We start from the raw sequence: 25,471 nt of genomic DNA, 5'->3' as shown, positions 1-25,471 counted from the left end.
GATGAAAAGAGCCATCGCTGCGCTTCTGGCAGCCGCCCTCCCCTTCGCCCTCCCGCTGTCTGGCGCATCGGCCGATGTCGGCAGTTCGATGGACTCGTTTCTGAACGACGTCGGGGGGGCTGCCAACGTCAACGGACCGACCGCGTTCCAGGGGCAGTCTGCTGGCTATTACAGCCTCGGCAATGTCTGGACACGCTTCCCGCAGAAGACCACCAACATCGCCAATCTGCAGTTGCCGCGCGCTCGCGCCGGTTGCGGCGGCATCGACATCTTTGCGGGGTCCTTCAGCTTCATCAACGCGAGCGAGATCGTCGCGATGCTGAAGGCAGTCGCGAACAATGCGGTCGGCTTTGCCTTCAGCCTAGCGATCGACACGGTCTGCCCGGAATGCTCGAAGATCATGCAGGAGTTCAGCCAGAAGGCTCAGCTCATGAACAACCTCAACATCAACTCCTGCGAAATGGCCCAGGGTCTGGTGGGCGGGATCTGGCCCAAGGGCGACCTTGCCGACAAGGCGATCTGCGAAGCGATCGGCAACTCCGAAGGGATTTTCACCGACTATGCCGCGGCCAAGCATGGGTGCGGCACCAGGGGGCAGCGCTCGAGCACGACCGCGCAAGGCTCGGGCAAGTATGACGACGTCAATCCCGGTGTGCCGCGAAACTACACCTGGACGATCCTCAAGAAGTCGGCGTTCTTCTCGCCAGGCGGCCGGTTCGACGAAGAGCTCGCCGAATATGCGATGACGCTGCTGGGCACGATCATCTACGTGCCCCCAAAGGACGATGAGCCGGGCAAGTTCGTGCCAATCGTCGGCGAAGCCTCGTCCACCCTCGTGACTTCGCTGCTGGATGGCACGGCGAATGGCAATGTCCTCATCTTCGACTGCGACGAAACGGAGAAGTGCCTCAACCCGGGCTTCAAGTCGCTGAGCCTGCCGGCATCGAAAGCGCTGCGGCCGCGCGTGGCTGCGCTCATCGGCGGTATGGTTCAGGCCATCCGGGACGACACCGCGATCAGCGAAGAGCAGAAGGAACTGCTGCAAGTCGCGTCTATCCCGCTCTACAAGATCCTGACCGTCCAGGCGGCCTATGGCCGGGGCATGCCGACCGACGACCGGGAGACCCTGGCCGAGATCGCCAGTGTCGACCTGTTGTTTGCCGTGCTCGACCGGATCGTGAGCGAGGCGGGCCGCTCGATGTCGAGCTTCATCGGGGCCGACGAAGCCAAGATCGCCATGTGGCAGAATCAGGTCAATGTCGTGCGTCAGGCTCTCGCTGACCGGCAGGCCAACACGCACCTCAAGGTCAATGCGGTGCTGCAGATCATCGAGAAGACGGCGTTCATCGAGAACGTGCTGGCCGCCTCGATGTCGCCCGGAATGGCCGCATCGCTGGACTGGTCGCGCGGCGTCCAGAACCGCGCCCTCACCCACTGATCGGACCAACCACATCCAGGCGGGACAACAGACATGGTCGAGATTTTCACGGTCGGCGGCGGGGACTATCTGGTCAACGTCTTCCAGGCAGTCGCCGCCTGGACCGGTAACGGGGGCTACAAGAGCCTGCTCCAGGTGGTGATGGTAATGGGGCTTGGCCTGTCTGCCATCACCCTCGCGTTCAATCAGGACTGGCGCGCCTGGATAAACTGGTTCCTCGGCGCAACGCTCATCTACTCCTGCCTCATGGTGCCGCGGCTCGATGTCCATGTGACCGACCGGCTCAATCCGAGCCTCGCCCCGGCCAATGTCAGCAACGTGCCGCTGGGTCTTGCCTTGATGGCGAGCTTTACCAGCCAGGTCGGCGACTATCTGACGGGCTCGGCAGAAGTGGTGTTCGGCCTGCCCGGTGATCTCAACTATTCAAAAAACGGGATGATCTACGGCGCTCGGCTCTACGATGCGACCCGGTCCTTGCGGATTTCCGATCCGGAGTTTGCTGCCAATCTCGACGAGCACTTCCGGCAATGCGTGTTCTACGACGTTCTGCTCGGCCGCTACTCGATGAAGGAGTTGGCAGAAACCGGCAACATCTGGGCGACAATCGCGCCGGGCAGTCAGGCGCGCGCGCAGCGGTTCCTGACGCGGGATACCGCTTCAGGCCAGGTGAGCTCGAACATCGTGACCTGCCGCGAGGCCTACGACACGCTCAATGCGCAGTGGGCCGGACTGGTCGATGCGATGGGATCGGTGTTTGGCCGTCAGCTTTACCCCAACCAGACGGCCGCGCTCGCCAAGGCGAAGCTCTTTGCCGACCTGCCGGTGGCCTATCAGTATCTCACCGGCGTCTCGGCCAACGCGACCGAAATCTTCAAGCAGACGCTGACCATCAACGCGATGAGCCAGGCCATGCATTCGATGTCCGGCACCAGCGGCGCGGGCAATGTCGACGTCTACGCGCAGACCCGCGCCGACATTCAGACCGAGCGGACCTATGGCTCGATTGCGAGCAACGCCATGAAGTGGGTCCCACTCCTGAACGTCGTGCTGACCGTGCTGTTCTATGCGCTATTTCCGGTGCTCTTCCCGCTCTTCCTGCTCCCCAAGACGGGACCTGTCGCACTCAAGGGCTATGTGACAGGCTTCTTCTATCTCGCGGCCTGGGGACCGCTGTTCGTGATCCTCCACATGATGCTGATGTACAAGGGCGCCGCCGACATAAGCGCGGTCACGGGCAGCAACGGCCTCAGCTTGGCGAGCTTTACCGGAATGGCCGACGTCAACAGCGATATCGGTCTGCTGGCCGGCTATCTCATCGCATCGGTGCCGTTCCTGGCAGGCGGTGTGGCCAAGGGCGCCATGGCGATTTCACACCACGCCACGAGCTACCTCAACCCGAGCCAGAACGCGGCCGAGGAAGCGGCCCGCGAGGCGAGTACCGGCAACGTCTCGCTCGGCAACACGAGCTTCGAAAACTCGAGTGTCCTCACCCGCCAGTTCGCACAAGGCACGATCGCGCCGAGCTTCACCTATGGCGCGCCGCAGACGCGGACCTTCAGCGACACCGGGGCAATGACCACGAGCTTTCCTGACGGCAGCTACGATCAGATCCCGACATCCAGCTATCCTTTCACGCCGACGCTGGGCCAGGAATTCACGGCACGCCTTTCGACGATGGCATCGCAGGCCCGCGCCAACAGCGAGACCTATGCGAATGTCGCAACGGAATCGACGACCAGCGCGGTCACGAAGTTCCGCGAGCTCAGGGACCAGTTCAGCCGCGGCACATCCTTCGAGAGCGCGACCGGCACCTCGAACTCCGACAGCATCCAGACCGCGTTCAGCGAGGTCGATCAGGCATCGACCAGTCTGCAGCGGCAATTCGGGCTGTCGCGCAGAGCGGCCGATGACATCTCTACTGCTTGGTTTCTCGGCGGTGAGGCCGGGGCAAAGGCCGGAATTTCAAATGGCGTGCTGTCTGGAAGCATCGGAGCAAAGGGCGGTGGGACACGCACGTGGACCGACAGCGATATCGGGATCGCTTCGGAAGACCGTTCGCGGATCTTCGGGAGCCTGTCCCAGATGTCTGACAGCCGCAATTGGTCGAGCACCCGCGATGGGTTCGTTCGCTCAGTCAGTACCTCATCAAGCTCGTCGATCTCGAGCACCGCGAGCGGCATGAACGCATCTCTGACAGAAGCCCAGAGCTTCACCATCGAGGCTCGCCGGGCCGAGGAGCTTGCCAATCGTCTCGAGAGCCAGGCGTCATTCTTCGAAGGAAACAGCGCTGCAGGCAGTCTCAATCTGTCCCAAGCCTACCGCGAATGGGGTCTCGCCGAGATCGAGAGCAACCGCGATTTCTATGGCAATGCGCGGTTCGACGATGTCACTTTCCAGCTTAGCCCGGAAGGTCAGGCATTGCAGGCAAAGTTCATCGAAAGCTATGCCGAGCAGCTTCGCGACGGGATCGACGATCGCCTCGTACTCGTCCCTGGACAGCCCGTATCCCGTCCGACCGTCTCCGGCGAGGCGTCAGTGCGCGGCCGATCACAAACCGGCGGCGGGGATTCCGGTTCAGTACCACGGATGGGGGTCGGCGATGTCCGTGAAGATGTGCAAAGGGCTCAGGCGGCCGGTCGCCAGAAGATTACCGACTCTAGGGGACGTCTGGACGCAATCACCAAGGGAGCCCAAGGTGCCAGTGCAGAAGCAGCGGATGATGTAAAGGAGTGGTGACCTGCAACGGTCACCACAGGCCGAAGGATGCTCCAGCCAGAAACGCGAAAACTGCGCCAATGACGATAAGGCCGATTATCGTCAGCTTGCGTCCCCAAGGATCAGCCCACGACTTCTTGAGCCTGTACTCCATTAGGCGATTGTCGCGAATTGCCTGATCAAGCTCAGAGAGGCCTTCCCACTTGCGGGATCCGTGCGCCTCGGAGGTATCAACGTCGAAATTCGTCATAATGGCGCTCATCTCGGTCCTCCCTAGAACATAGGGGAAACACTCGCGCAGGGCTAGGAGAAGTTAGCGTCCGCGCTCGTGGTGTAATTTCCGGTGTAGGCGATGGTGTATTCCGGGGTGGGGCATGCCCCACCCCGGAATGCGGCGTCGCTGGTGGCCACCGGGTTCATCGTTATGGTGGAGTTTGCACACTTCAACCGTGACGAAGAGGAGTTCCCGATGACCGAGGACAGATTACTGATCGAAGAGCTTGCTGCGAAGGGCGGCCAACCGGATTTTTTGCGCACCATCGCCGAGAACGTGCTGCAGCTGATCATGGAGGCCGACGTTGATGGCCTGATCGGCGCGGGTCGCCACGAACGCAGCAGCGAGCGCGCGACCTGGCGCAACGGCTATCGCGACCGTTCGCTGGATACCCGGGTAGGCACGCTGAACCTGAAAATCCCCAAGCTGCGTGCTGGGTCCTACTTTCCGGGCTTCCTTGAGCCCCGCAAGATGGTCGAGAAAGCGCTGGTTGCGGTGATCCAGGAAGCGTGGATCGGCGGGGTCAGCACCCGGCGGGTCGATGAACTCGTCCAGGCCATGGGCATGACCGGCATCTCCAAGTCCACCGTCTCCAAGCTTTGCAAGGACATTGACGAGCGCGTCCATGCCTTTCTGAAACGCCCGCTCACCGGCGAATGGCCGTATCTCTGGCTCGATGCCACCTATCTCAAGGTACGCGAAGGCGGGCGGATCATCAGCGTTGCCGCAATAATCGCCATGGCCGTCAACACCGAGGGCCGGCGCGAGATCGTCGGCCTGCATATCGGCCCCTCGGAAGCGGAGGTCTTCTGGTCCGACTTCCTGAAGGACCTTGTTCGGCGCGGTCTTACCGGCGTGAAGCTGGTCATCTCCGATGCTCACGAGGGCCTCAAGGGCGCGATCACCCGCGTCATGGGCGCCACCTGGCAGCGCTGCCGGGTGCACTTCATGCGCAATGCCCTGTCCTATGTGCCCAAGGGCCAGAACACTGTCGTCGCCGCCGCGATCCGCCAGGTCTTCCTGCAGCCCGATCAGAAAAGCGCAACGCAGGTCTGGCGACAGGTCGCCGACCAGTTGCGCACCCGTTGGCCCAAGCTCGGCGCCTGCATGGACGAGGCCGAAACCGACGTGCTCGCCTACACCGGCTTTCCCACCCAGCACCGCACGAAGTTACACTCAACCAATCCGCTCGAGCGGCTCAACAAGGAGGTCAAGCGCCGCGCCGACGTCGTCGGAATCTTCCCGAACGAAGACAGCATCATCCGCCTCGTCGGGGCTGTGCTGATGGAGCAGAACGACGAGTGGCAGCTCCAGCACCGATACATGCAGATCGAAGGCATGGCCGAACTCAACCAACCCATGATCGAGGAGGAAAATCAGCCCCTACACATCACCGCCAAAGCCGCCTGACGATGGCCCACGGCCACAGCCGAAATTACACCACCTTGACGGACGCGACCTAAAGGCATAGCCTTCGCGAACCTCTATTGGGGAGAAACGGCATGAAAAAGCTTGTTTTGATCGCCGCGCTCGCCGCGCTGTCGGCCTGCTCGCAAAAGACTGAAGAGTCGAAGGAAACGACCCCGACGCCGACCGAGACCGCCGCACCGGCAACGCCCGCGCCCGCTGCCGACTCGGGAACGCCGGCAGGCACCTATGACGTTAAAATGGCGGACGGCACGATGGGCACGACGGTGATCAACGCCGACGGCACCTATGTCTACACCGATGCCAAGGGCAAGGAGGTCAAGGGCAAATTCGCGCGCAAGGACGGCAAGGACTGTTACGACCCTGACGGCGACGAGACCGAGGCATGCTGGACCGTCACTGCCCCCGGCGCGGACGGCAGCTTCACGGCGACGGCACCCAACGGAACCGTGGTGACGGTAACGCCGAAGAAAAGCTGATCGATACAGGCCGACGCTGTCGCCGGACGCTCAATCGCCCCAGATATGGTCGGTCTGGCTCCAGCCTTTGCGGCCCTTGACGTCGAACAGGCACCAGCCGTCGGCGCATTCGGTGATCTTGCCCACCACGCCGGGCTCGGCGCGAAAGGCGACCGCCGCCGACGCGCTCGGTTCCTTGCGCATCGCACGGACCTGGCCGGTGACAATGGCGGTGCGCGTCCGGCTGAGCAGCCGCGCCGCCATCCATCCCTGCGTGCCGTCGGGGTCCTCGATCTTGCGCCAGGTTTCGAACCGCGCGATCACTTTGACGGGCAGGTCCTTGCGCCGATATTCCCAGATCACCGGCACGTCGGGAGACGGCCCCTTGCGCATACGCGCCTCGTCGACGCTGATCGACGCCCAATAGGGCAGCGCGACGTCGGACTGTGCGGCCACCGGTCCCACGGCGGCCATCAACGCTGCCGCCTGACGATGGCCCACGGCCACAGCCGAAATTACACCACCTTGACGGACGCGACCCTAGGAGAATTTGACAGACGCCCGTGGGTTCCCGGAAAAGCTGAGCGCCCTCTCCTTTTGGGTAGGGATGGTCGCGTGCGGTCGGACGTACCTTATGTTACCGCATTTCCATATGCTTCGATCCTTAGGTCATGCGGCCACTACACAAGTATATCGTTGCACTAAACTATCACTGTTCATGCGCTTTGATACCATCACTTGGCGCACAATCACGCTTCTCATGATCCAAAGCACATGATGCGGGCAATATCGTCAGGGCTCCCAGCAAGTTCCAGCAGTATGTTTGCACGGCTTGTAGCGACATAAATGGTCTCGGGGTCGGTGAGTCCCTCGAGTCCTATCACGAAAACGCACGGTCGCGACAGGCCCTTGAAACGGCGTACCGTATCCACGATGACGCAGTTTTTAGCGATTTTGTCGGCCCTACATGCGCGCGCACCGCCGATATTGTCACCAAAGTTTATGGAGCCCGACGCATCTAAAACTGCAATGTCGCCAGGTTGCAGCTGGCCTGATGTTACCAACGTGCGAATACGGTCGGCGACTACCTTCACCGCTTGTTCCCGTGATCTGCACTCGTGAATAGCAACCTGCTCACCTTCCGGGCCAGCGGGCGTCGATCGCTTTCCCTCGTACCACTTCGACATCACAGCATGAATACGACGTGTGTTGCGGAGATTTCTCGACAACGGAATGACCGACTGCGGCAAGGCCGACACAAAACTCCCCTCGTGGGAAAAGAGGCGCTGATTGTCGTCATAGAAAACGTAGAAACGCCCCGTGTCGAGGTCGCCAAGGGCCAACTTGAGTGCGTCGAGCCATGAGTCTTTGAAGTCCTGACCCTCATCAACGATTACCGTATCGAAACGGAGATCGGGCATCCGGTCCACCGCTTCCACCAAGGCATTGGGGAGCACGTTTTGATAAAAGTCGTCGTCATGCTTTTGCGAGATTGTCAGACCAGCCTTTTCAGAAAACATTCCGCACAGCGAGTGAAAGCCTGCGACGACAAGGTTGGGGTGTGACGGACATAGCTCGCGAAGATGGTTCGCGAGCGGCACGTTGAAGCACGTGAGGAGCGTTCTGCAGCCACCTTCTGCCGACCGCACAGCCGCCTCAATCGCGAGAACCGTCTTACCCGAACCCGCTCCTCCGGTAATGGCGAGCTGCTGATTATGATCTAGCGAGTCGAGAATCCACGCTTGTTCGCTGGTAAGGCGCTCGATCTCCTTGGCGTCGTCGGAGAGGCTGCAGCCGATGTGAGCCTGCAGTTCAAAATGCCCTGCAAGGATTTCTTCGAGCGCCCGCTCCCCGTCCATGCCCAACGGCATTTCTCGATCATCGCTGACGCCGGCCATCCGGTTAACAATCCACTGATCCAGCTTGGCCATGTCGTTGCCGAATGCGACAATTTCGTGCGGTGCATCAGCTGCCAGAGCGCGGACAGGTCGTGTGCTTCCGGGCAAGATCACTCCGTGCCGGGCGCGGATATAGCGGCTACCCAGTCGCTCCTTCAGCCGCTTCAGAAAATGGTGTTTGCTTTTCATGGCCTGCGACACAGGACTCGTGATTTTGAACGTGAAATCGTCCCGGTCAGTGGTGAGCCACTGGTTGTCTGACTCTCTACAGCTGACCCGGCCACCCTTCACTTCGAGGAAAAGTAAACCGTTTTCACGATGTGCCACTATGAAATCGGCTTCACCGTCAAACTCACCGCCATCTCCGTCTGCCTGGTGCCACGATCTGGAGTAGTAGCATCGATAGTCGGCTGAAAGTCTGTCGCGGATTGTGTTGTAGACTCTGATTTCTGACGACAATTTCGGATTCTTGAGGACGTGCTCTGGCAACGTTCCGGGGTACATTCGCGCCATATCAGCCCTCGTTCTTCAGCAATGCGTGGAAGTACCCAATTTCAGGAGCTTCCGGAGTTCCGATCAACATCGCCCTGTCGAGATGGCGGTTGAAATGCTCACACGATGTTTCCGGAAGAAAGCAGCAGGAGTGGCACGCTGCCGAGCCCGATCCTTCGGACAGTGTCAGAATGCCGCTCCCGCAAAGCGGGTCAGCCGAGCACCATTCCGAACCGCGCAATGCTCCCAGGAGAATGGGGACAAGTTCACGGGACCGGCCTTTGCGGGAAAGTCCACCCAGCGTCCCGTCAGAGTCTGGTGCTGACGTGTAGAGCAGAAAACCGCACATGCCGCCCGGCCCGGAGGAGACATACAGCCGTTCGCGTATCGAGGCAGTCGAGTATCCGCTATCCAGCGAGAGCTGCTCAACAAGGGCATGAGCCGTTGTATGCACGAGCAGGAACCGTGGGGAGATCGTCATCGGGAACTCGCGGTCGTCGTCGTTATGCTCGCGCCAGCTTCGTTCCGCCGCCTCATGGGCAACCCGAGCTCGCGCAACCACGGACGGGATTTGCTCCCATTGTGTGACACGGCCTTCATCGAAATTAAGGAAGATGCCTTCGCCCCGAACCTCGATTGCCGGAAGCCAGTTCATGGGGGCCTCCGATAGAGGCGCTATGTGGAGGCTGCTGACACTCTCGGCAGGGCTGAGGCGAGTGAAACCTCTGAGTGCCCGCACTTCGCGGAGGCGTTCTACTGACACTACCTGATCAAACGTGCCCAAGAGTTCCGCCGGCAGATTTTGAGGGACGATTTTAAACTCGGGAAAATGTTCGTCGGCACTGCCACCTGAGCAAAGCATCAGGTGCTCGTTGACACGTAAATCGCTGCTTTCGTCGTCGAGAATATGAAGCAGCGTCAGGATCTTCGCGTTCAACTGCTCGAGCGTGACCGTCGGATCAGGCCAATATGGGTGGATCCTTTTCCTGACAAAATCGGGAACCTGCGCCCGGTCGGCAAGGGTCGTCAGGTCGGCCCAGAACTCGTCCAGCCAATCACGAAACGTGCCACCAAAGGGCGGGACGTCAAGCGCAGACGCGACCACCGGGAAATACGCATTGGAAGCACCACGCTGAATGGCAACGGGTTCGTTTGAGCAAGCCGCCGGTGCCGACTGCAGCCACGGCGAACGTCCCTCACAGGGAATTTTGCCCAAGGCTCCCGGCGACAAGGCGCCGTCCAGATCCCTCTCCTCGAGGCATTCGGTACAGTGCACCCTGAGGCCTTTCAGCCCCGCGCCTTTCCCGATCAGCTTCAGAGGACGCTTGCGGGAACAAGCTGAATTGTGCCGCGGCCAGGATGCCCAGGGAAAGTCCTGAAGATGCCCAGACGCGCAAGTAACAACGAAGCGGACCGGCACAACGAATGACTTTCTGGCGCGTTTGCCTCGGCCTGTTGTACACTCGCTGCAAAACAGTTCCGGGCGATCGAGTTCGGAACTCCAGAATCGGCTGCGTTGAAGTCGGTCGCATTTCGGGCACACATGCCAGTCCGGGAACCGGTAGGCTGGGAGTAACCTGTCCCTTGTCGAAGTTCCCACCTTTTCCTTACCGACAGGCGGCAGTCGGAAGCCTTTGACGTTCAACCTTGCCTGCAAGGGTTCATGACTGATGCGTTGCTCATTAAGCAAGCCTGGTTTGGCCGACATCTTGTCCCAGGCTTCCAAACCCGCAGCGACGACCGACAAAGGAGCTCCGCTGTCTCCCCGGAAATCGATAATGGCGCCTGGGCCGTTTGAAAGGACCTGACTGCGGCGTATTTTCCCGATCGATTTCATCGTCCGTTGCCCTCCGGGGGGGCGCCTTCAAGCAATACAAACATGGTGGATGCCTCGACGGAACGAAGTGAATTTGGCGTTGGCCGCTGATTGGCGAAGCGAGCTCTGTTACCCCGCTCAGCTGCCGCTTCCGCCGATGTCAGCAGGGCATCGCCGTAGTCTTGCCAATAATCCTTGAGATTGTCGCGATCGAACCATTCATCGAGAAACTTGTCCAATTGATCGCGGGCAGGTCCGGCCTCTGGCTGGTCAATGCGCTGAACTCGATCGACAATCCGTTGTAGCAGACTTTCCGCTTCGGCCTGATGATGCTCAATCTGTGAGGGGTTCTCCATTCCGGGAATCAGATGACGGACGAGTGCGACGTAGGGTGCATGAAGCGCCCTGTCACGGGCACGTGGTGCAAACGGAGTCACGCTCGTCGCCTCGACATCGCGGTAAAGGCTGCGATGCCAAGTCGAAAACGTCTCGTACCGGCTTCGGTCCCTCGACTTGGCCGCATTGAACAGCGTCACGACAAGGCCGGGAATGCTGCGGCTGCGGCCTACCCGGCTCGTCGCCTGGATGTACTCTGCAATAGTTTTGGGCTGGCCGTTGACGACCATCAGTCCAAGGCGCGACACATCCATTCCGACTGAGATCATGTTGCTGGCGAGGACGATGTCGATGTGTTCGGGGTCCTGCCAGTGACGTTCAAGATCTTTCAGGTATTTGGGAATGTCGCTGGAGCTCACCCGACTGGTAAGCTCGATCTGCGTTCCAGCCTCCCTTTGAATCTCGCCTGGTCTGCGCGAGGTGTAATCGCTGATGCTGCGCTCAACGTCGTCTCGCATGAGCGAGAGTGCCCCACCAAGCTCGCGCAATGAATTGAAGTAATTGACCAATGTCCAGTAGCCATCCCGGACCGTATCAGGGATATTGCTGTCTCCGGCTGACTGGAGCAGTGACGCGGCGACTGCCTGTTGAACAAACTTGGCGGATCGGCCCACGGTCGTAACGCCGATGTAGCGCCTGCCGGGAGCCTCACGATCCTCAACAGCAAAGCCTGAGTTGGTGTGGGATAGCCCCGGCGGAGGGAACTGGAACGATTGCCGATCAAAAAGTGCCAGAATTTGATCCTCGGCTCGCCTGATTGTTGCCGTTGAACCGAGAATCTTTGCCCGGTGGCCCGACGAATTACGGCAGAGCTCATCGACGGCGGCTTCGTAAAGTCCAGCCAGACTGCCGAGGGGGCCGGAGATCAGGTGAAGCTCGTCCTGGATCACCAGAGCCGGGGTATCGGCTTCGGTACCGATTCCAAACAGGCGCCCACTCACCTGTTTACGCACAAGTTGGGCAAACTTATCGACTGTTCCGATGAGTAGCGTCGGCTGTGCACGATAGACATCATCATCCACAGTCCACACAGGCAGATGGGCCATGCTTTTCGCGACGAGGCAGGCCGCCGACACGCACCGCACTTCGATCTGCGTTTTGTCAGCGGATATGGCCCAGCTGAGATCCTTACTACAGCAAGGGCATGCCTTCAGTTGCGCCGGGGAATTGTCGCTGTTTAATTCTAGCGCCTCTTCTGCATCACTGACCGAGTTGGGTGTCGCGCCTTCGCCGACCCAAAGCCCCAAGGATATCGGGACATCGCTTTTGAAATGAGCCGGGAGTAAAGCTGCGCCTGCGGGTGCGTGGCCCATCCGGACTAATTCGCAGGCACAAATGAGGGCGGCGGCACGCTCGAACTGCTGAATAGTCAGTAGACGCAGAGTATAACGCATGAAAACCGTAACGCCCGCGCCGGACGGATTTCCCTTGGCGCGTATCCGTCTCAGGAAAGTGGTGAACGCGGTGAGAAGCAGATAGGCTTCGGTCTTGCCGCCGCCCGTAGGAAACCAAAGCAAATCCATCGTCTCACGGTCTGGCGAACCGTCGTCGGCAATCGATTCCAGACATAGGAGCGCGAATCCCAACTGGAAGGGGCGCCAGGAAAGCTCGGGTGGTTCCGGATTCTGCCTCCACGAATACTGGAGCGCCATCGCCGCGTTGGCCATTCGGAACGCATCGAGCACCTCAGCGTCGTCAAACAGGAGCGCGACGCCGCGGCGCATCCGCTGCTCGGCTTCGCGGCAGCGCCTTATATGAGTTTTACCTTGCTCGGCGCTTTCCGCAGGCACGGTGCCGAGCTCTGACTCCGTCTTCTTGATCCACTGTGAATAAGCGTCGACAAATGCATTCAGCCCGGCTGATAGCTTTTCATCATCTTCGGTTGCTAACCAGGTCGCGCCGAGGGGGGCTCGGGCGGCAGCGTCCTTGAATTCGACGTCACCGGCTGCGCTGACGACATGAACGGTTGTCTCTGGCAACCAGCTCGATGACACTTCCTTGATTGAAGCGCCTTCCAGCTCATCCCAGACCGCCGAGCATGTGTGCCCCACAGCCCACTGCCGTACGTCACGGTACAGCAAGGCTGATGCTTTAGCGTCGTCGTCCACATCGCTATTTCCGGATCGATCAGGTTTGGGGACGAAATGGCAGTCCTCGAGACAGCTTACGGCAAGCTCGACTTGGAAGAGTGCGGCCTCCTCGCTGGCCTGCCGGCTTCGGGCCTTCGCTGGCCGGGCATCGTTGGTGAGCGCCACAGTGACCAGCAGGACTCCCGCCCAGCGCGCAATACGAATATGAAGGCTGGCATCCGCTATGCCGCTTTCGGCCAGGCTGACAGGCTTAACACCAGCAGCCTCCCAATCCGACAACACCAGCTCGACATCAGCGTTCAGCGGAAAACGCTGCCAAAGTTTGGAACGGCTTTTCTGTGTCGCTGCCTCTTCATCCGGTTCAGTGCCCGCTATCCTATAACGAGCGGCTCGGACGGAGATCTTTAATGACGCCCGCGAGGACATCGGCCGGATAGCAAAGGAGAGGCCGGCTGAGCTCGGGCGGAAAGTGGATGCAGTTTTGATGCTATCCAATGACGTGCCGGCGAACTCTGGGTTATCTGCTTCGGCAGACTCGTCATCTTCGTCGGGCGAAACTTCAGTCCGAGGCGGAAAGAGTATTCCTGTCAGATAGCGGTCGGTAGGCCTGTCCGATATCGTTTCGTTATCTTCGCCCGGACCAATCAGGTCCGTTTTCATCCGCGCGAGCAGAATGTCGCGTGCCTCCACCTTTAGTCCCCTCAAAGCATACTGGTCTCAGCGATCGACCCGGCAAAATCCGCTCAGCAAGGGCATAAGCCCGATTGGAGGTGAATTTCCGGTTACGCCAGAAGAGAATACTGTCGTTGCTCCGGACATAGCTATTGCGTCCACCGCGTCGGGCCCGGGGCTTTCGGGATCAGCTTGCGTAATTCCATGCAGAATCTCGAGAAACGTTGCGGACAGGCAGCCCAGCGGTGTGGAGTTCTCATCAAGGAGGGACAGGATGTACTGCCCTGCATTGTTCCGCACCGCCCTTAACGATGATTGGGCGCGAGCAGCCGCCCAGATTGCAGAAACGGTTTCGCGCGGCTTTGGAACGAGACCGTTTTTAAGAAGATCGCTCCAGCTCAACAGATCACCGTCTAGTCCAATCTCAAGCATTCGATAGCCTGCGCGCGGAGCCCAGTATCGTTCAGGTCTCCCTGTTCGGAAGTATCTGTTCGGGGTAACCCATCCCGTCCGCAATTCCGCAGATGCACGGGTCGCTCCAACATAAAGCGTCCTCGCTTCTTCGTCCCAGTCAACATCTTCTCCAGTTGGAGCTTTCGTCAACAGCAACATCACGCGGTCGCTCTCTCGACCCTTGATTGCGTGAATGGTAGACAGCAGTGGGCCCGTGTTCCCCTCATGATCGCGGACGATCTCGAGGACTGGATCTTCAAGCGCCTCGGCAATGTTGGAAACGATGACATGGGGTCCAGTTGCACCTTCAAGTTCCTGCAGGATTTCCCAGCATTCGGCAATATCCCGGTCACAGGCAGGTGCCAGTTCGTCGAACAGGGCGGAAAAGCCATCTCTCGATATACGCTCATTTCCGGGCAAGCCGCCCAAGGTCGCCCCGATCCACGCTTCGATGTGCAATGGGCGATCTGGAACACGGATCCGAAATTCCCGGCCTCGATACCTCAACGCTTCTGCGGCGGTGATAAGCGCGCCGCGCCCCCGCGTGAGGATCAGACCACGCGTCGTGGAAGCGTGACCGGCGAACCCAGAAATGCCGCTCTCTGATGCAGCAGCTTGGATACGATCGCGCACCTTGAAGTAGCGTGCCCGCTGATCTGAGGCAGGGGACAGCAGCTCATCGCGGCATTCGGCGAACATATCACCCAGTGCCGGAGTTTTCGTCCGGTGATCCTGTTCAAGACGGATGGTCGAAAATTCGGCACGATTGCAGACGGTTTCGACGAACGCGTCTCTCTCAGCTTCCGTGACCTGATAGCCGTAGATAGCCTGCGCAGGATCACCCAGAACAGTGACTCCGCAACCGTCGTGCAGCGCCTCAACGAGTGCGTCACAGAAGGCTTTCCGATCCCCCACAAGGTCCTGCGCCTCATCGATGACGACGTGCTCGAATCCCGAAACAATATCAAGAACAAGCGGATCTTTGCGCACGAGCAGCCGTGTCGCCGCTCGGATCGAAGCATCGTGCCCCCCCTTGACCGGCTGGCCTGCGGCCCCAAGCAAGCGCGCAGCAAATGCATCGAATGTTCGCGTGTGGATCGCAGAGGTTGCCGAAGAAGGGCTCAATGCGGCGACGCGATCACGAAGTTCGGCCACTGCCACGCGCGTGAAACTCAAAACGAGAATTCGTGACGGGACGACCTCTCCAAGGTCCACGAGTGAAGCTATCCGTGCGCATGCCACGAAAGTCTTGCCTGAACCGGGCCCTGCCTCCACCAACAATCGCGCATTCGCAGGCGCTTCAATTACGCGTTGCTGCTCCGGGTCAGGCCCGGCGGCGTCTGCCAGGCTTTGCCATTGCTCATGAAGCCCGAGCCAGTCGTTGATGAAACTGGCGTTCTGATCGCTGATGAACCACGACTTTGTAGCTGGATCAAAACTGCCGCATAGTGCGAGTGCGCGTGACAGCGCCTTTGGAATTTCGGCTACCTCCGCCCACGTGCCTGAGGGAGTCACGAATCGCTCCAGATGCGGCGGCGGTGCGTCATCGATTTCCTGCAAATACTCCAACAAGCTGCAACACGGAGGCAAGGCGGCGTCGGGAAAGAGACCGATACCTTCTTCAGACATAGGCATTCCGTGATCACCCACGCGAATCACCCGACCGTCCGGCAGTTCCACTCGCCGCTCCGGCAGAGCGATCAGAACCTGCTCCTCGCGTACGCTTCCAAATCCAAAATCTCCGGCCTCGCAAAGGAGCGAAATCAGCGGCCGTATCCGGGCATCCTCGCTTGCGCCAAGCGGATCGAGGAATCGGCTCGCCCACTCACAGACCTCCGCGACACTCGCCGATCTCCGAGCATGCACAAAGCTGCGGATGAAGTCGGCTATGCGTCGTAGCTCCTGGAACTCCTGCGAAATGCGCATATCCCTGACGTTAGAACGCATCTTCACCAAGATTTCTCGCCGCTTCAATAAATCCGAGTTGACCGGAGAAAGGTCTGTAGGCCAGTGTGTTGCGCATAGGGGAATGAGGGGCAATCAATTTTTTTGGATCCGCCCCGACCACGCCTCTTGTGCATGAAAGTAACAATGTCGGCGCTAGATCTCCTAAAAGAAAAACACCAAGAGATCGGCAGTCGCATTTCAAGGATGTCCGAAGACCGCCGCTCTTTTCCTGTTTTCATGATAGAGCACGGCCTGCGTGCTGACGATCTAATCGGGGTAAGGGATTTACTTTGGCGCGCGCTCGAGCGTGACCCCAGCCTTTCAAGCCCTCAGTGGAACTGGTCGTACCTCCCGCTTTTGGCTGTAACGGCTGAGGTGGGATATCGATATCGAGGGACCGGAACCGACTTCTGGCCCGTAGTCGAGCAAGACCTTCACCACATCGCTGGTGGTGGATTTCGGTCAGCACTAGTCCGATTTTTCGAACTCGGGCATCGCGAGTTCGCCATAGCGAAACCAGGAAACAGTGCTTGGGAGCGCCATTTCCCACTAATCGCCTGGCCAATTGCAAACGCTCTGGTTCCGCTGGAGCTGCAACCGCAGCTCGCTCGCGCATTGCGGCAAGCGCTCCGGGCTGGAATCTCGGGAAATGATCCCGAAGCGCTTCATCAATACCTAGTGCAAATCGCCGTCGGTCAGGCAAGTCGTCGTTTCGAAAACTGGCTTCAGCAGACGGATACAGCGTCGGAAGTAATGAGGCGCTTGCTGCACCCAGCATCCGATGGCTGGCTGTCGGGCGCTATACTGGAGCGGATCGACCGCGATCTGCGAAAAGACGCGGGCGCGTCGCGCGCGATCCACGAAGCACGACGCATAACGGAGCGGAAGTTCAGGAACGTCGTCAGTGTTCCGCCGGCTCGCTACGTGTTGGCGCTTAAGGAGCAATCGCCGACTCATCTGCTCGTCAGAGGCCCCGTTCTCCCGACTGAAGTGCGGCAGGAGGTGGCAGGATTGTTGCGCTCTCCGGGCGATCGGATCAGAGCTGTTGGCGCGGATAGGGCGGTTCCCCTGCGGACATTTCTGTTCGGTGGAGCGATTGCAATCGGGCTTCCGGCAGAGCTTCCCGCTGCTCCGCTCTGCCTAGACGGTGAACTGGAACAACTCGACGAATCCGGTGAGAAGATCCTTGCTGCTCTCCAGCCGAGTAGCACATCCTTCTTCCTTGTCGGTGCCGGGTTTGTAGAGGCACAGGCTGTTTTCCCGGGTGAGCAATTACCTGCTCGTTCGCATGTAATTCGATGGATTGCGACCGGCGAACCGTCCGCGCCGGAATTCAGTTGGCTTTCGACGGCTGACAAAGCAGATGCGGAAGTCTTGCGCCGATCAGGCTTTGTCATTGGCAAGACCGGACTGCAAGTTATGGGCTTGCCGTTACCTGGTGCAGCCTCAAAGTTCGCTGCAGCATTTCCCGTTTTTGTCTCGGCCAGCAGCGTGGGCATCTCACCGAAACTGGATGGCAGCATTGATCCCGGCCGTGTCATGCGGGTTGGCGATCAAAGTTGGTCGGTCTTCAAACCTGCATGCGGCGAGCATTGGATCGAGTGTAGCGAGGCGGGCGACAGCAAAATCCTGTTTGAAATGGTTGAGCTTCCGGAGGCAGAGTCCGCCGAGATTGCACTGGACCCTCCACGGCCGACATTGGCGGATCTGGAAAGTGGAAATCTTTCGGTTCGTGTATCCGCACCTGTTGCTCTTGAGGGTGTTCGAGTGCGTTTGCGGCTAACTGCAGGAGGAATGCCAACGATCACCTCTGAAGGAGTTCTCGAGAGAGTTCCGGCGCTCGTTCGCGGCACCTCCAAGATTTTTCAGGAACTCCGGGCGCAGCTTTTTAAGACTCCGATCACGTCAGGCGCTGCAAAGTTGCGAGTCTCGGTTGACGGATTTCGAACGGAGGTTGTGGAGCTGCTACCGCCGATCAACCGTCTGACGTATGATCGTGACACCGGCCTGTGGTCGGCGGAAGACGGACTTTCCAGGGAAATCCCAACACTCATTGCAACGGCCGATGCCCCGATACTCAAGAGCGGCCGAGCTGATCCAAGAGGCTTGCAACTTTTGGTAGCGGACGCCCGCGACCACGAAGCGCTCTCTGCGGCATTAGTGCTGGATCATGGGCAACCCGCATTCGCACCGCAAAATTGCATCGTGCCGCCTGTTGTTCGCGAGGCAGTGAGCCTCTCGGACCGCTTCGGCATTGTTGATCTGGCACGCTCGGCGGTGGCGTGGAGACTGGCGCAATGCCGAAACGCGATCAGTGATTGGCAGCGATCATCGATCGCAGGCGAGCTCGAAGCAGCGGTGACTCGCATGCTATGCGGCGATGCCTGGCTGGAGCTGGAAGAAGGCCTCGATCTTACTATTTTGTCGTCACATGGTGCCGTCGTCCACTGCGCCTGGCGGAAGTGGCTGACCAGAGGTAATGATCTCCCCGTGATCTCGAGCCGATCTGACCGCGCGCGACTGAACGGATATTTAATTCAACGACTTCGCGATGAGATTCCCGATGTCTCTTTGGCACTCTCTGAATGGGACGACGACACCGCAGGCAACCTCGATTTGGCCGTCATAGACGCATACGACGATCTGCGGAGGTATCATGAAGACCTCGGTCACGAAACTTTCGAAGAGCCTGATATGAGCCGCCCAGCTCACGTCTGGAAAGCTGCACTTCAAGAGGCTGCTGTCCTTGCCACGTTACCCATGTTCAGGCCATTGATCCTACCCGCACGCCGCTGGAACGCGCTAGTCAACGCATGGTATGGAGAGCTCACACAAGACGACTTGGTAGATCTCCTCGACAGCTGCCACGTCGACAGTTTCAGGAGGCCCGGATTTCGATGGATGGGGAGGTCTGAAATCCGGACGCTTCTCCAGTTCTGGCTTTGCCCGGCTCAGGTGATTGCGGGCGAAAACTGGGGTGAAACCCTCGCTCACGCACTCTCTGACACGCAAACGGCTCGCGCCGTCCGATATGTCTGCTTGCGGTGGCGCCTTGCGGCGCGAGACCTGCCGGAGATTGCCACAGCGTGACGGATCCGTTTCTCAGGTTCGTAAACTGCGTCGGCGCGTACCGGATGCGTGCGTTTGCTCTTAACGAAGGGCTGGGCGGCGCGCTCGGGGTGGCTGCTGAACCACTTCCGCATCAGCTGGCGACTGTCCGCCGGGTGCTTTCTGAAGCCGAAATACGTCATTTGATTAGCGATGAAGTGGGTCTCGGCAAAACAGTTCAGGCGCTGATGATCGTGAATGCGCTCAGGTTTCAGGACCCGACGCATCGAACGCTCGTTGTTGCCCCTGACAACCTTCTTTCGCAATGGCAGGACGAATGCTGGACCAAGGGTCACGTCATGCCTGCTCTGGTTGGCGCTTCGGACTTTGACCCTGCAAATCTGCCATCCGTGACCTTGGTGCGCCCGCGCGACCTTACGGTCAGAGACGATGAAGGAGGCCGCATTTTCCAAGCCGACAACAAGGTGTTCGATCTACTCATTGTCGATGAGCCGCAGACGATGCCCCGAGATGCGGTTCAAACGATTTCTCAACTTGCTGACGGCTTCAGACAAGTCTTGGTGCTTTCGGCGACACCTCGCCTTGGAGATGGTGCCTGGCGCAACATGCTGATGCGAATTCTGGAACCTGAAATTGCTCAGCTCGCGCAACTTCAGAATAAGACGATTGATGAGCTGCTCGCGGAACGGGAAGCGGGCGCAGCGACTGAACTTCTGAAAGGTGCCGACGCATTTCCACTGGTTCACGCCCGGTTCGCGGCTGGGCGGCGAATCGTGAGAAATAGCCGAAGTGACTGGAACGATCGGCTCCCGCGCAGGCGCAACCACTCCATACGTGTGCAGCCGTTGCACCATGAACGGCTCAGGATTGAAATTGCTCGCGCTCTCGTTCGCAACGCAGATTCGCGCCTCGGTTTTGAAGGCCCCCAATGGACCTCGGCAAAGTCTCTGCAGCGCAGTGCGCGCGCGGCGCGCGTTGTCCTCGCAGAGATAGCTAGCCGTGGCGGGGAACTAAGCGAACTGGCCCGCACTGCGCGTCAGCTCACGCTCGACGATCCCGGCGACGCCCGGCTTGGCGCGCTCCTCGATATTCTCGCAAGCCAGTGGACGAAGGACCCGGACCAGACATTTATTATCGTATGCGGCGATAATCCGACGATCGATCTGCTGCAGGCGGCGTTGCCGAGGTACTTTCCAGAGCTTGAGGCAGCAATCTCCGTGCTGCGGAGGCCGTCTTCGGGGGAGGTCGACCGGGTTACCAATCTGCGGGAAATGCAGGCGACGCTTGCCCCACTCAACTCAGGAGTTAGCCGTCTACTTCTGGTGGGCGATTGGGTTCAGGCCGGGCTAAATCTCCATCAGATCTCCAGCGGTATGATTTTCTACTCACTCCCTTGGGAGATCGACAGCATTGACCAGCTAATCGGGCGCATCGACCGGTTGGGCGGCGGCCGCGCTGACCGTCATGGGCAACGGTGGATAGATATTTGGCGAATACTCGTCGAAGGAGCGCAGGAAACTGCGGTAGCTGACTGTATGGCTGCGATGGGCGTCTTCGACGCCCCCCTTCCGCCACTTTCCCCGGAGCAGCTTACTGATGTTCAGCAGATCTTGGCACAAACAGCCGTCGTGGGATCAAGCCCGGATCCCGTCTCAAAGCTCGCCGCGGCAGATCAAGGGCTTCCGAGCAGTATCAAACTTGACCCGTCAGTGAACACCGTTGCGGCACGGGAGCTTTACGCTACGTGGCAACAGCCGGACCAGGAGCGCCAGTCTATGGGAGCGAACTTCGCCGGACATACGCCAGTAGCGAGAAAAGAGAGCGCCATGTCCATCTGGCTCAAGACGATGGATCGAGCGGGGGATTTCGATGTCGGGCGCAGGGCTGACAAGGTCGACAGCTATTGCTTTCGAACACTGTGGTATCCACGTCAGGCAGCATCCGGCAGAGCAGGTCAAAGCCCATTCTTGCTACCGGGGGTTAATCATGAGCGCTGGATGTCGGACCATCTTCCCTTCATCCTGCGCCGTTCCGACGTCTCGTCTCCCCCGCGCAGGACAGTCCTGACGGACGAAGGCGAAGACACGCCGCGCCCGCTCCACTTCCTCGATAACGGTAGCGTCATCTTCGACACCCTCGTGGGCGGGTACTGCGCTGCGGCGGCTTCCACGTTTAGTCGGGCCAAGCGCCTCACGCAGACCGTTGTCATGATGCCAGAAGGCCACCCGGCGCTCGCAATCGGCTCCACGGTTCTGTTGGTCGCCGCGCAACTGGACCCATTTCCCGACGAGTTTTTGCCAAGTCTGTGGTCCACCGAGGCGGAGGAACTGCTTGCCACCGCCCCGACCGACGCGCAACGCATCGCCCTTCTTGCAGATCGCAAGGCGCTCATGAGCCGGTGGCGGGCGGTCCAGCGCGCGGTTCGGCTTGCCGCACCTCCGCGACTGCTCCTCATCGGATCGGCTCACGGGAAGGAGGGCTGGTGCATGTTGTCACGAGAGCAAATCGAAACATGCCTGCAGCCGTTTGCACCACCAGACTGGAAGGCGGTTGCAAGGGGCAGACCTGCTTCTCAGCCGCTAATAAAACAGGAGTCGGTTGAGCGTTTGGAAGCGGTGCACCGGGATCTGGTGACAGAAGCTGCAAAGCATTTTCATGAAGATGCAGTCGCACGGTCAAAAAGCGCCCTCGAGATCGTAGCGGCTCAGATGTCGGCAACTTTCGAAGCCGAACTCCGAAACCGGAACCTTACTGCGGAACGTCGGAGAACCGCTCGACCGGAGGGCGTGCCGGAAGAGCTTTGGCTGGGGCAAGTGGCCGCTCTCGAACGACTGTCGACATCAAGCGCCATCAACTTAAGTGAGGCTCTGGCTCTGATCCATCGGTATCAAGCCGGAGAGCTTCGAGCGGGTGAACCCCAAACAATCTCAATTTTGATGGGCCTCAGGTGTATCGATTAGTCCAGCCCTATGTGCGGCTGCGAAGCAGGCGCGAGCAACTCTTGGTTCCGTGGCGAGGGCAATGAATCGTCGAAGTCCAAGGAAGTGGAGCTACGGTGCGGTCAGATTTGCTGCCTTGATCTCACTAGCGGCACGAAGTCACCGAGCCGCATAAGCCACGCTCGTTGCGCCGGACGATATGTGGCGTGAAGCCGTTGCGGCACTACCAACTGTAGCTTCTTGGCCTGCATTTCGTCGGTCTGGTTCTCTGAAATGCCCGGCTCCAGCGTGAGCAGATGCTTTTCCTCAATGCGAACAGCCTCGGATAGAACCTGACGCCAGCGGTCCTTGAGAGTCGATTTTGCGCCCAGCATCGTGAGGCGCTCTGCCGGGAATGCTGGGTCCCGATATTCAGCCTGTCCCGGGAAGAGGAAGTCAGGCTTGTTGCGGTTCTCGGTCTCGGCACCGCGTAGATAGCGGATACCTTGAGCCTGAAATACAGCCTCGAGATGGTTCTCTAAAGCCTGACCAGCACGAGCCTTGCGCCGATTCTGGACGCTCAGGGAGAAGGACAGAAATCCGTCGACGTCGGCGCCGTCGGCTGCCCGGAACCCGTCGCCAATTCGCGCTGCCACGATCCTGCGCTCGAGGCGTCGGAACAGCTGTTCCTCGCGGTCCATCCAGTCAATCAGCGCCTGATCCGGGTCATCTGCCGCTGAAACCTCAGGCAGCGATGCACGGGCGAGGTCCGAAAACACCCGGGTGGTGGGGAATTGCAGCCCAAATTGCTCTATAAGGCCATCGAGCCGATCAGCCTCGGGCTCCTCGGGCTCAATGCCGAGCTCGTCGAGAATGTACCGGGCTGCGAAGTCCAGCTCGGCACCTCGGTCAGCCGTGATTTCCTGGTAGGTAAAGCCAAGCTCACGCTGCTCCTCCAGCCCGAACAGCCACATCAGCTGGTTCTGGATGGTGCCGGCGGGAGTGATGACGACCAGTACGGAGCCATCCCGTTGCAGCGCGAGAAACAGCATATCGCCCGCCTGCATCATTTCGGTGACCGAGTTGCCCGAATAATAGAGGTGGTATTCCGGCGCGCGAGGTTTGCCCTTGCGGACGTTGGACCAGCTCATGAAGCCGTCCTCCGCCAGCGCTTCCTGCTCGCCGGAGATCCAGATGAAGCGTGTCGGGATGCCGCGCCGGTCCTCGTCGCCCAGTAGGCGCCGCAGCGGCTTCGTCCCCTGAAACTCGTGCTGGTTCGACCGCTCCGTAATAGTCTCGACAAGCGTCAGCTGCTTGGCGACCACACCAAGGAAAAGGTCCGACAACATCCCCCGACGCATTTATGCTCCCCTGATTTCCATCCGCTGCAGGTCGGACCTGATCCAGTTCTCACAGCTGTCGATTACGTTGTCCAATAGCAATCGGGTCCGCCCCTTGAGCGCGCATTCCCAGACGACCGCCTGCCGCCATCCGGCAGTGGCGAGCGCGATGTCGGTACGGGCATCAACCTCCCGATTACGGGCGATTTTCGCCTGCCAAAAATCAGGGCGCGTCGAGGGCCACTTGAACAGGTGACAATTGTGCCCATGCCAGAAGCAACCATGGGCGAGGATCACGGCCCGATGGCGCGGGAACACGATGTCAGGCTTACCCGGCAACGCGGGATCGTGGAGCCGAAAACGCAGACCGCGCGCATGAAGTCCCTTGCGCAGCAGCAATTCGGGTTTGGTGTTCGTCGCCCTAATCCCTGCCATCATCCGGCTGCGGACATCAGCCGGTACAATGTCAGCCATGTGCGAGTGCTGGTTCCCGATCGGGACGGGTCACGGTGACCGGTCCATCGGCAGGCCGTTCGTTTTCGTTCGCCAGCGCCGCCTCGATATGGGGCTTCATTGCCTCAGCAATGAACTCTACGACCGGCACCACGACGGCGTTGCCGAACTGGCGGTATGCCTGCGTATCCGAAACCGGGATCTTCCATCGCCGGTCGCCATGATCGAAGCCCATTAGCCGGGCGCATTCCAGCGGCGTCAGGCGCCGCGGACGTTTGCCCGGTTGGGCGACGAGTACTTCCGAGCCATCCTTGTAATAGCGGGCCGACAGAGTGCGCGTGACATCGTCCGGTCCAAACAGGCTGTAGCCGAAGCCATTACCCTTGGCGTTGTGCTTCTCCTTATAAGCCTGAAGGTATTCCCACAGCCGTTCGGTCAGCGTGTACCGCGGATCGACATCTTCATGCCGCTCTAGAATGCTGCCAAGTTTTGGACCACCTGCCGGCAGCTTTAGCCCCTTGAGATCGAAATTCGTTGGCTCACGAAATCCGACGATGAAGATGCGTTCGCGCTTCTGCGGCACCCAGTGTTCGGAACTGATTACCCGCGTCTGTACATGGTAGCCGAGCTCGTTCGTCAGCACGTTCATGATCGTCGCAAAAGTGCGGCCTTTGTCATGGCTTTCGAGATTCTTGACGTTTTCCAGTACGAACGCAGCAGGACGATGGTGCGCGATGATCTGGGCCGTATCGAAGAATAGCGTGCCTTGGGTATCGCAAAGGAAGCCATGCGGCCGCCCCATTGCATTCTTCTTCGATACGCCGGCGATCGAGAACGGCTGACAGGGGAAACCCGCAAGAAGCACGTCATGCTCGGGGATCTTCGCCGGGTTCTCGGCATATTCCCGAATGTCACCAGCCAGCGGATGATTGTCCCGAAAGTTTTGCGCATAGGTCTTCTGCGCGTTGGCATCCCACTCGGACGTGAACACGCAATGGCCGCCAATGCCCTGAAAACCGATCCTCAGCCCGCCGATACCGGCGAACAGATCAATAAAACGAAACGATACCTGGCGCGGTGGCTGCACCGCCCTCCGGGCCGCCTCTTCAAGAACGCGTCGCCCCAGTGCTGACGGATGTCCGGTGCCGTTTGCATAGCGAGCAATGGTCCGCTCGGACACCGAAAGCAGGGCAGCAGCTTCGGCATGAGACAGGCCCGCGCGGTCGCACAGCTGATTGAAGTCGTTTTGCCGTACCACTGATCTGCGCATCGCCGCCTCGCTGTGTAGATTTACGTTACAGTGGCAGATTGATTCCCAGAGGGCAAGTTTGTTCTTCCAATGTTCACTTAGTGGTGGGTAACTCGGCAGCAGTTTCATCTTCGGCGGCAAGCCGTCGGGTTGCGAGCTTGTTGGTCAGTTCGGAAGATTTCACCACCTGCTGCGACATCTTTCAGGTAGTCGCGCAAGCGTTCCTCGGTCCGCTGCCGCAGGCGGCGACCCGACCGAAGGTCTCCAACGAGTCTCGGATCGCCGGCGGCCAATCTGCCAAACGTGCTAGGCGTGACACTACTACACGCCAAGTATGCCTCGATCTGCTCCAGTAGCTCCATCGC

General features: G+C 59.6%; 15 protein-coding genes. 6 read left to right on the top strand and 9 right to left on the bottom strand.

The window, feature by feature from the left end; translation table 11 throughout:
- Position 1: 1 nt before the first annotated feature.
- Together AN936_RS05150 and AN936_RS05145 are read left to right on the top strand one after the other, a co-directional pair.
- Positions 2-1,438: a conjugal transfer protein TraH gene (locus tag AN936_RS05150; protein WP_054587193.1), complete on the top strand. Its 1,437-nt coding sequence runs from the start codon at positions 2-4 to the stop codon at positions 1,436-1,438.
- A gap of 33 nt (positions 1,439-1,471) precedes the next feature.
- Entirely contained in the window at positions 1,472-4,174 is a 2,703-nt protein-coding gene (locus AN936_RS05145; protein ID WP_054587192.1) for a conjugal transfer protein TraG N-terminal domain-containing protein, read from the top strand.
- Positions 4,175-4,184: 10 nt separating this feature from the next.
- On the opposite strand, the gene AN936_RS05140 is transcribed toward AN936_RS05145, so the two are convergent.
- A complete protein-coding gene (locus AN936_RS05140) occupies positions 4,185-4,415 on the bottom strand; it encodes a hypothetical protein (RefSeq protein ID WP_054587191.1) in 231 nt (76 codons plus the stop codon).
- Positions 4,416-4,622: 207 nt separating this feature from the next.
- On the opposite strand from AN936_RS05140, the gene AN936_RS05135 reads away from it, so the two are divergent.
- Positions 4,623-5,837: an IS256-like element ISSpma2 family transposase gene (locus AN936_RS05135; protein ID WP_006954973.1), complete on the top strand. Its 1,215-nt coding sequence runs from the start codon at positions 4,623-4,625 to the stop codon at positions 5,835-5,837.
- A 92-nt stretch (positions 5,838-5,929) separates the two neighbouring features.
- Positions 5,930-6,334 carry a hypothetical protein gene (locus tag AN936_RS05130; RefSeq protein WP_054587190.1) on the top strand — a complete coding sequence of 135 codons (405 nt, stop codon included), beginning with the start codon at positions 5,930-5,932 and terminating at the stop codon, positions 6,332-6,334.
- Positions 6,335-6,364: 30 nt separating this feature from the next.
- On the opposite strand, the gene AN936_RS05125 is transcribed toward AN936_RS05130, so the two are convergent.
- From AN936_RS05125 to AN936_RS05100, 5 genes are all read right to left on the bottom strand, one after another.
- Positions 6,365-6,787, bottom strand: a complete 423-nt coding sequence (locus AN936_RS05125; protein ID WP_173585643.1) for an SH3 domain-containing protein — start codon at positions 6,785-6,787, stop codon at positions 6,365-6,367.
- A gap of 284 nt (positions 6,788-7,071) precedes the next feature.
- Positions 7,072-8,724, bottom strand: a complete 1,653-nt coding sequence (locus tag AN936_RS05120; protein ID WP_054587189.1) for an NERD domain-containing protein — start codon at positions 8,722-8,724, stop codon at positions 7,072-7,074.
- A gap of 1 nt (position 8,725) precedes the next feature.
- Positions 8,726-10,540 (bottom strand): DUF1998 domain-containing protein, encoded by a 1,815-nt coding sequence (gene drmB, locus AN936_RS05115; protein ID WP_054587188.1) that lies wholly within the window; start codon positions 10,538-10,540, stop codon positions 8,726-8,728.
- Positions 10,537-13,695: a helicase-related protein gene (locus AN936_RS05110; RefSeq protein WP_201782967.1), complete on the bottom strand. Its 3,159-nt coding sequence runs from the start codon at positions 13,693-13,695 to the stop codon at positions 10,537-10,539. The genes drmB and AN936_RS05110 overlap by 4 nt, the downstream gene beginning before the upstream one ends.
- A gap of 27 nt (positions 13,696-13,722) precedes the next feature.
- A complete protein-coding gene (locus AN936_RS05100) occupies positions 13,723-16,077 on the bottom strand; it encodes a UvrD-helicase domain-containing protein (RefSeq protein ID WP_054590114.1) in 2,355 nt (784 codons plus the stop codon).
- 144 nt (positions 16,078-16,221) lie between these two features.
- On the opposite strand from AN936_RS05100, the gene AN936_RS05095 reads away from it, so the two are divergent.
- Together AN936_RS05095 and AN936_RS05090 are read left to right on the top strand one after the other, a co-directional pair.
- Positions 16,222-19,167, top strand: coding sequence for a hypothetical protein (locus AN936_RS05095; protein ID WP_234715748.1), 2,946 nt, complete (start codon positions 16,222-16,224; stop codon positions 19,165-19,167).
- Positions 19,164-22,106, top strand: a complete 2,943-nt coding sequence (locus AN936_RS05090) for an SNF2-related protein (RefSeq protein WP_054587185.1) — start codon at positions 19,164-19,166, stop codon at positions 22,104-22,106. The genes AN936_RS05095 and AN936_RS05090 overlap by 4 nt, the downstream gene beginning before the upstream one ends.
- 101 nt (positions 22,107-22,207) lie before the next feature.
- Here the strand turns inward: AN936_RS05090 and AN936_RS05085 are convergent, their stop codons facing one another.
- The 3 genes from AN936_RS05085 to dcm are packed head-to-tail and all read right to left on the bottom strand — an operon-like array spanning position 22,208 to position 25,127.
- Positions 22,208-23,413: a type II restriction endonuclease gene (locus tag AN936_RS05085; protein ID WP_201782966.1), complete on the bottom strand. Its 1,206-nt coding sequence runs from the start codon at positions 23,411-23,413 to the stop codon at positions 22,208-22,210.
- A gap of 12 nt (positions 23,414-23,425) precedes the next feature.
- Entirely contained in the window at positions 23,426-23,878 is a 453-nt protein-coding gene (locus AN936_RS05080) for a very short patch repair endonuclease (protein ID WP_054587183.1), read from the bottom strand.
- Positions 23,871-25,127: a DNA (cytosine-5-)-methyltransferase gene (gene dcm, locus AN936_RS05075; RefSeq protein WP_054587182.1), complete on the bottom strand. Its 1,257-nt coding sequence runs from the start codon at positions 25,125-25,127 to the stop codon at positions 23,871-23,873. Before dcm ends, AN936_RS05080 begins: the two co-directional genes overlap by 8 nt.
- Positions 25,128-25,471 lie beyond the last annotated feature (344 nt).

The organism is Sphingopyxis macrogoltabida, assembly GCF_001307295.1.
In the GTDB taxonomy this organism is placed as follows: Bacteria; Pseudomonadota; Alphaproteobacteria; order Sphingomonadales; family Sphingomonadaceae; genus Sphingopyxis; species Sphingopyxis macrogoltabida_B.
The sequence above is the reverse complement of the archived record's forward strand: the minus strand, read 5'-3'. Positions and strand labels throughout refer to the sequence as shown.

Excerpts from the sequence above, each read along its gene's own strand:
- AN936_RS05145 (WP_054587192.1), top strand. The coding sequence starts at position 1,472 with ATGGTCGAGATTTTCACGGTCGGCGGCGGGGACTATCTGGTCAACGTC.
- drmB (WP_054587188.1), bottom strand. The coding sequence starts at position 10,540 with ATGAAATCGATCGGGAAAATACGCCGCAGTCAGGTCCTTTCAAACGGC.
- AN936_RS05085 (WP_201782966.1), bottom strand. The coding sequence starts at position 23,413 with ATGTTGTCGGACCTTTTCCTTGGTGTGGTCGCCAAGCAGCTGACGCTT.
- AN936_RS05125 (WP_173585643.1), bottom strand. The coding sequence starts at position 6,787 with ATGGCCGCCGTGGGACCGGTGGCCGCACAGTCCGACGTCGCGCTGCCC.
- AN936_RS05135 (WP_006954973.1), top strand. The coding sequence starts at position 4,623 with ATGACCGAGGACAGATTACTGATCGAAGAGCTTGCTGCGAAGGGCGGC.
- AN936_RS05120 (WP_054587189.1), bottom strand. The coding sequence starts at position 8,724 with ATGGCGCGAATGTACCCCGGAACGTTGCCAGAGCACGTCCTCAAGAAT.
- AN936_RS05150 (WP_054587193.1), top strand. The coding sequence starts at position 2 with ATGAAAAGAGCCATCGCTGCGCTTCTGGCAGCCGCCCTCCCCTTCGCC.
- AN936_RS05130 (WP_054587190.1), top strand. The coding sequence starts at position 5,930 with ATGAAAAAGCTTGTTTTGATCGCCGCGCTCGCCGCGCTGTCGGCCTGC.
- AN936_RS05095 (WP_234715748.1), top strand. The coding sequence starts at position 16,222 with ATGTCGGCGCTAGATCTCCTAAAAGAAAAACACCAAGAGATCGGCAGT.
- AN936_RS05140 (WP_054587191.1), bottom strand. The coding sequence starts at position 4,415 with ATGAGCGCCATTATGACGAATTTCGACGTTGATACCTCCGAGGCGCAC.
- AN936_RS05100 (WP_054590114.1), bottom strand. The coding sequence starts at position 16,077 with ATGCGTTCTAACGTCAGGGATATGCGCATTTCGCAGGAGTTCCAGGAG.
- AN936_RS05080 (WP_054587183.1), bottom strand. The coding sequence starts at position 23,878 with ATGGCTGACATTGTACCGGCTGATGTCCGCAGCCGGATGATGGCAGGG.
- dcm (WP_054587182.1), bottom strand. The coding sequence starts at position 25,127 with ATGCGCAGATCAGTGGTACGGCAAAACGACTTCAATCAGCTGTGCGAC.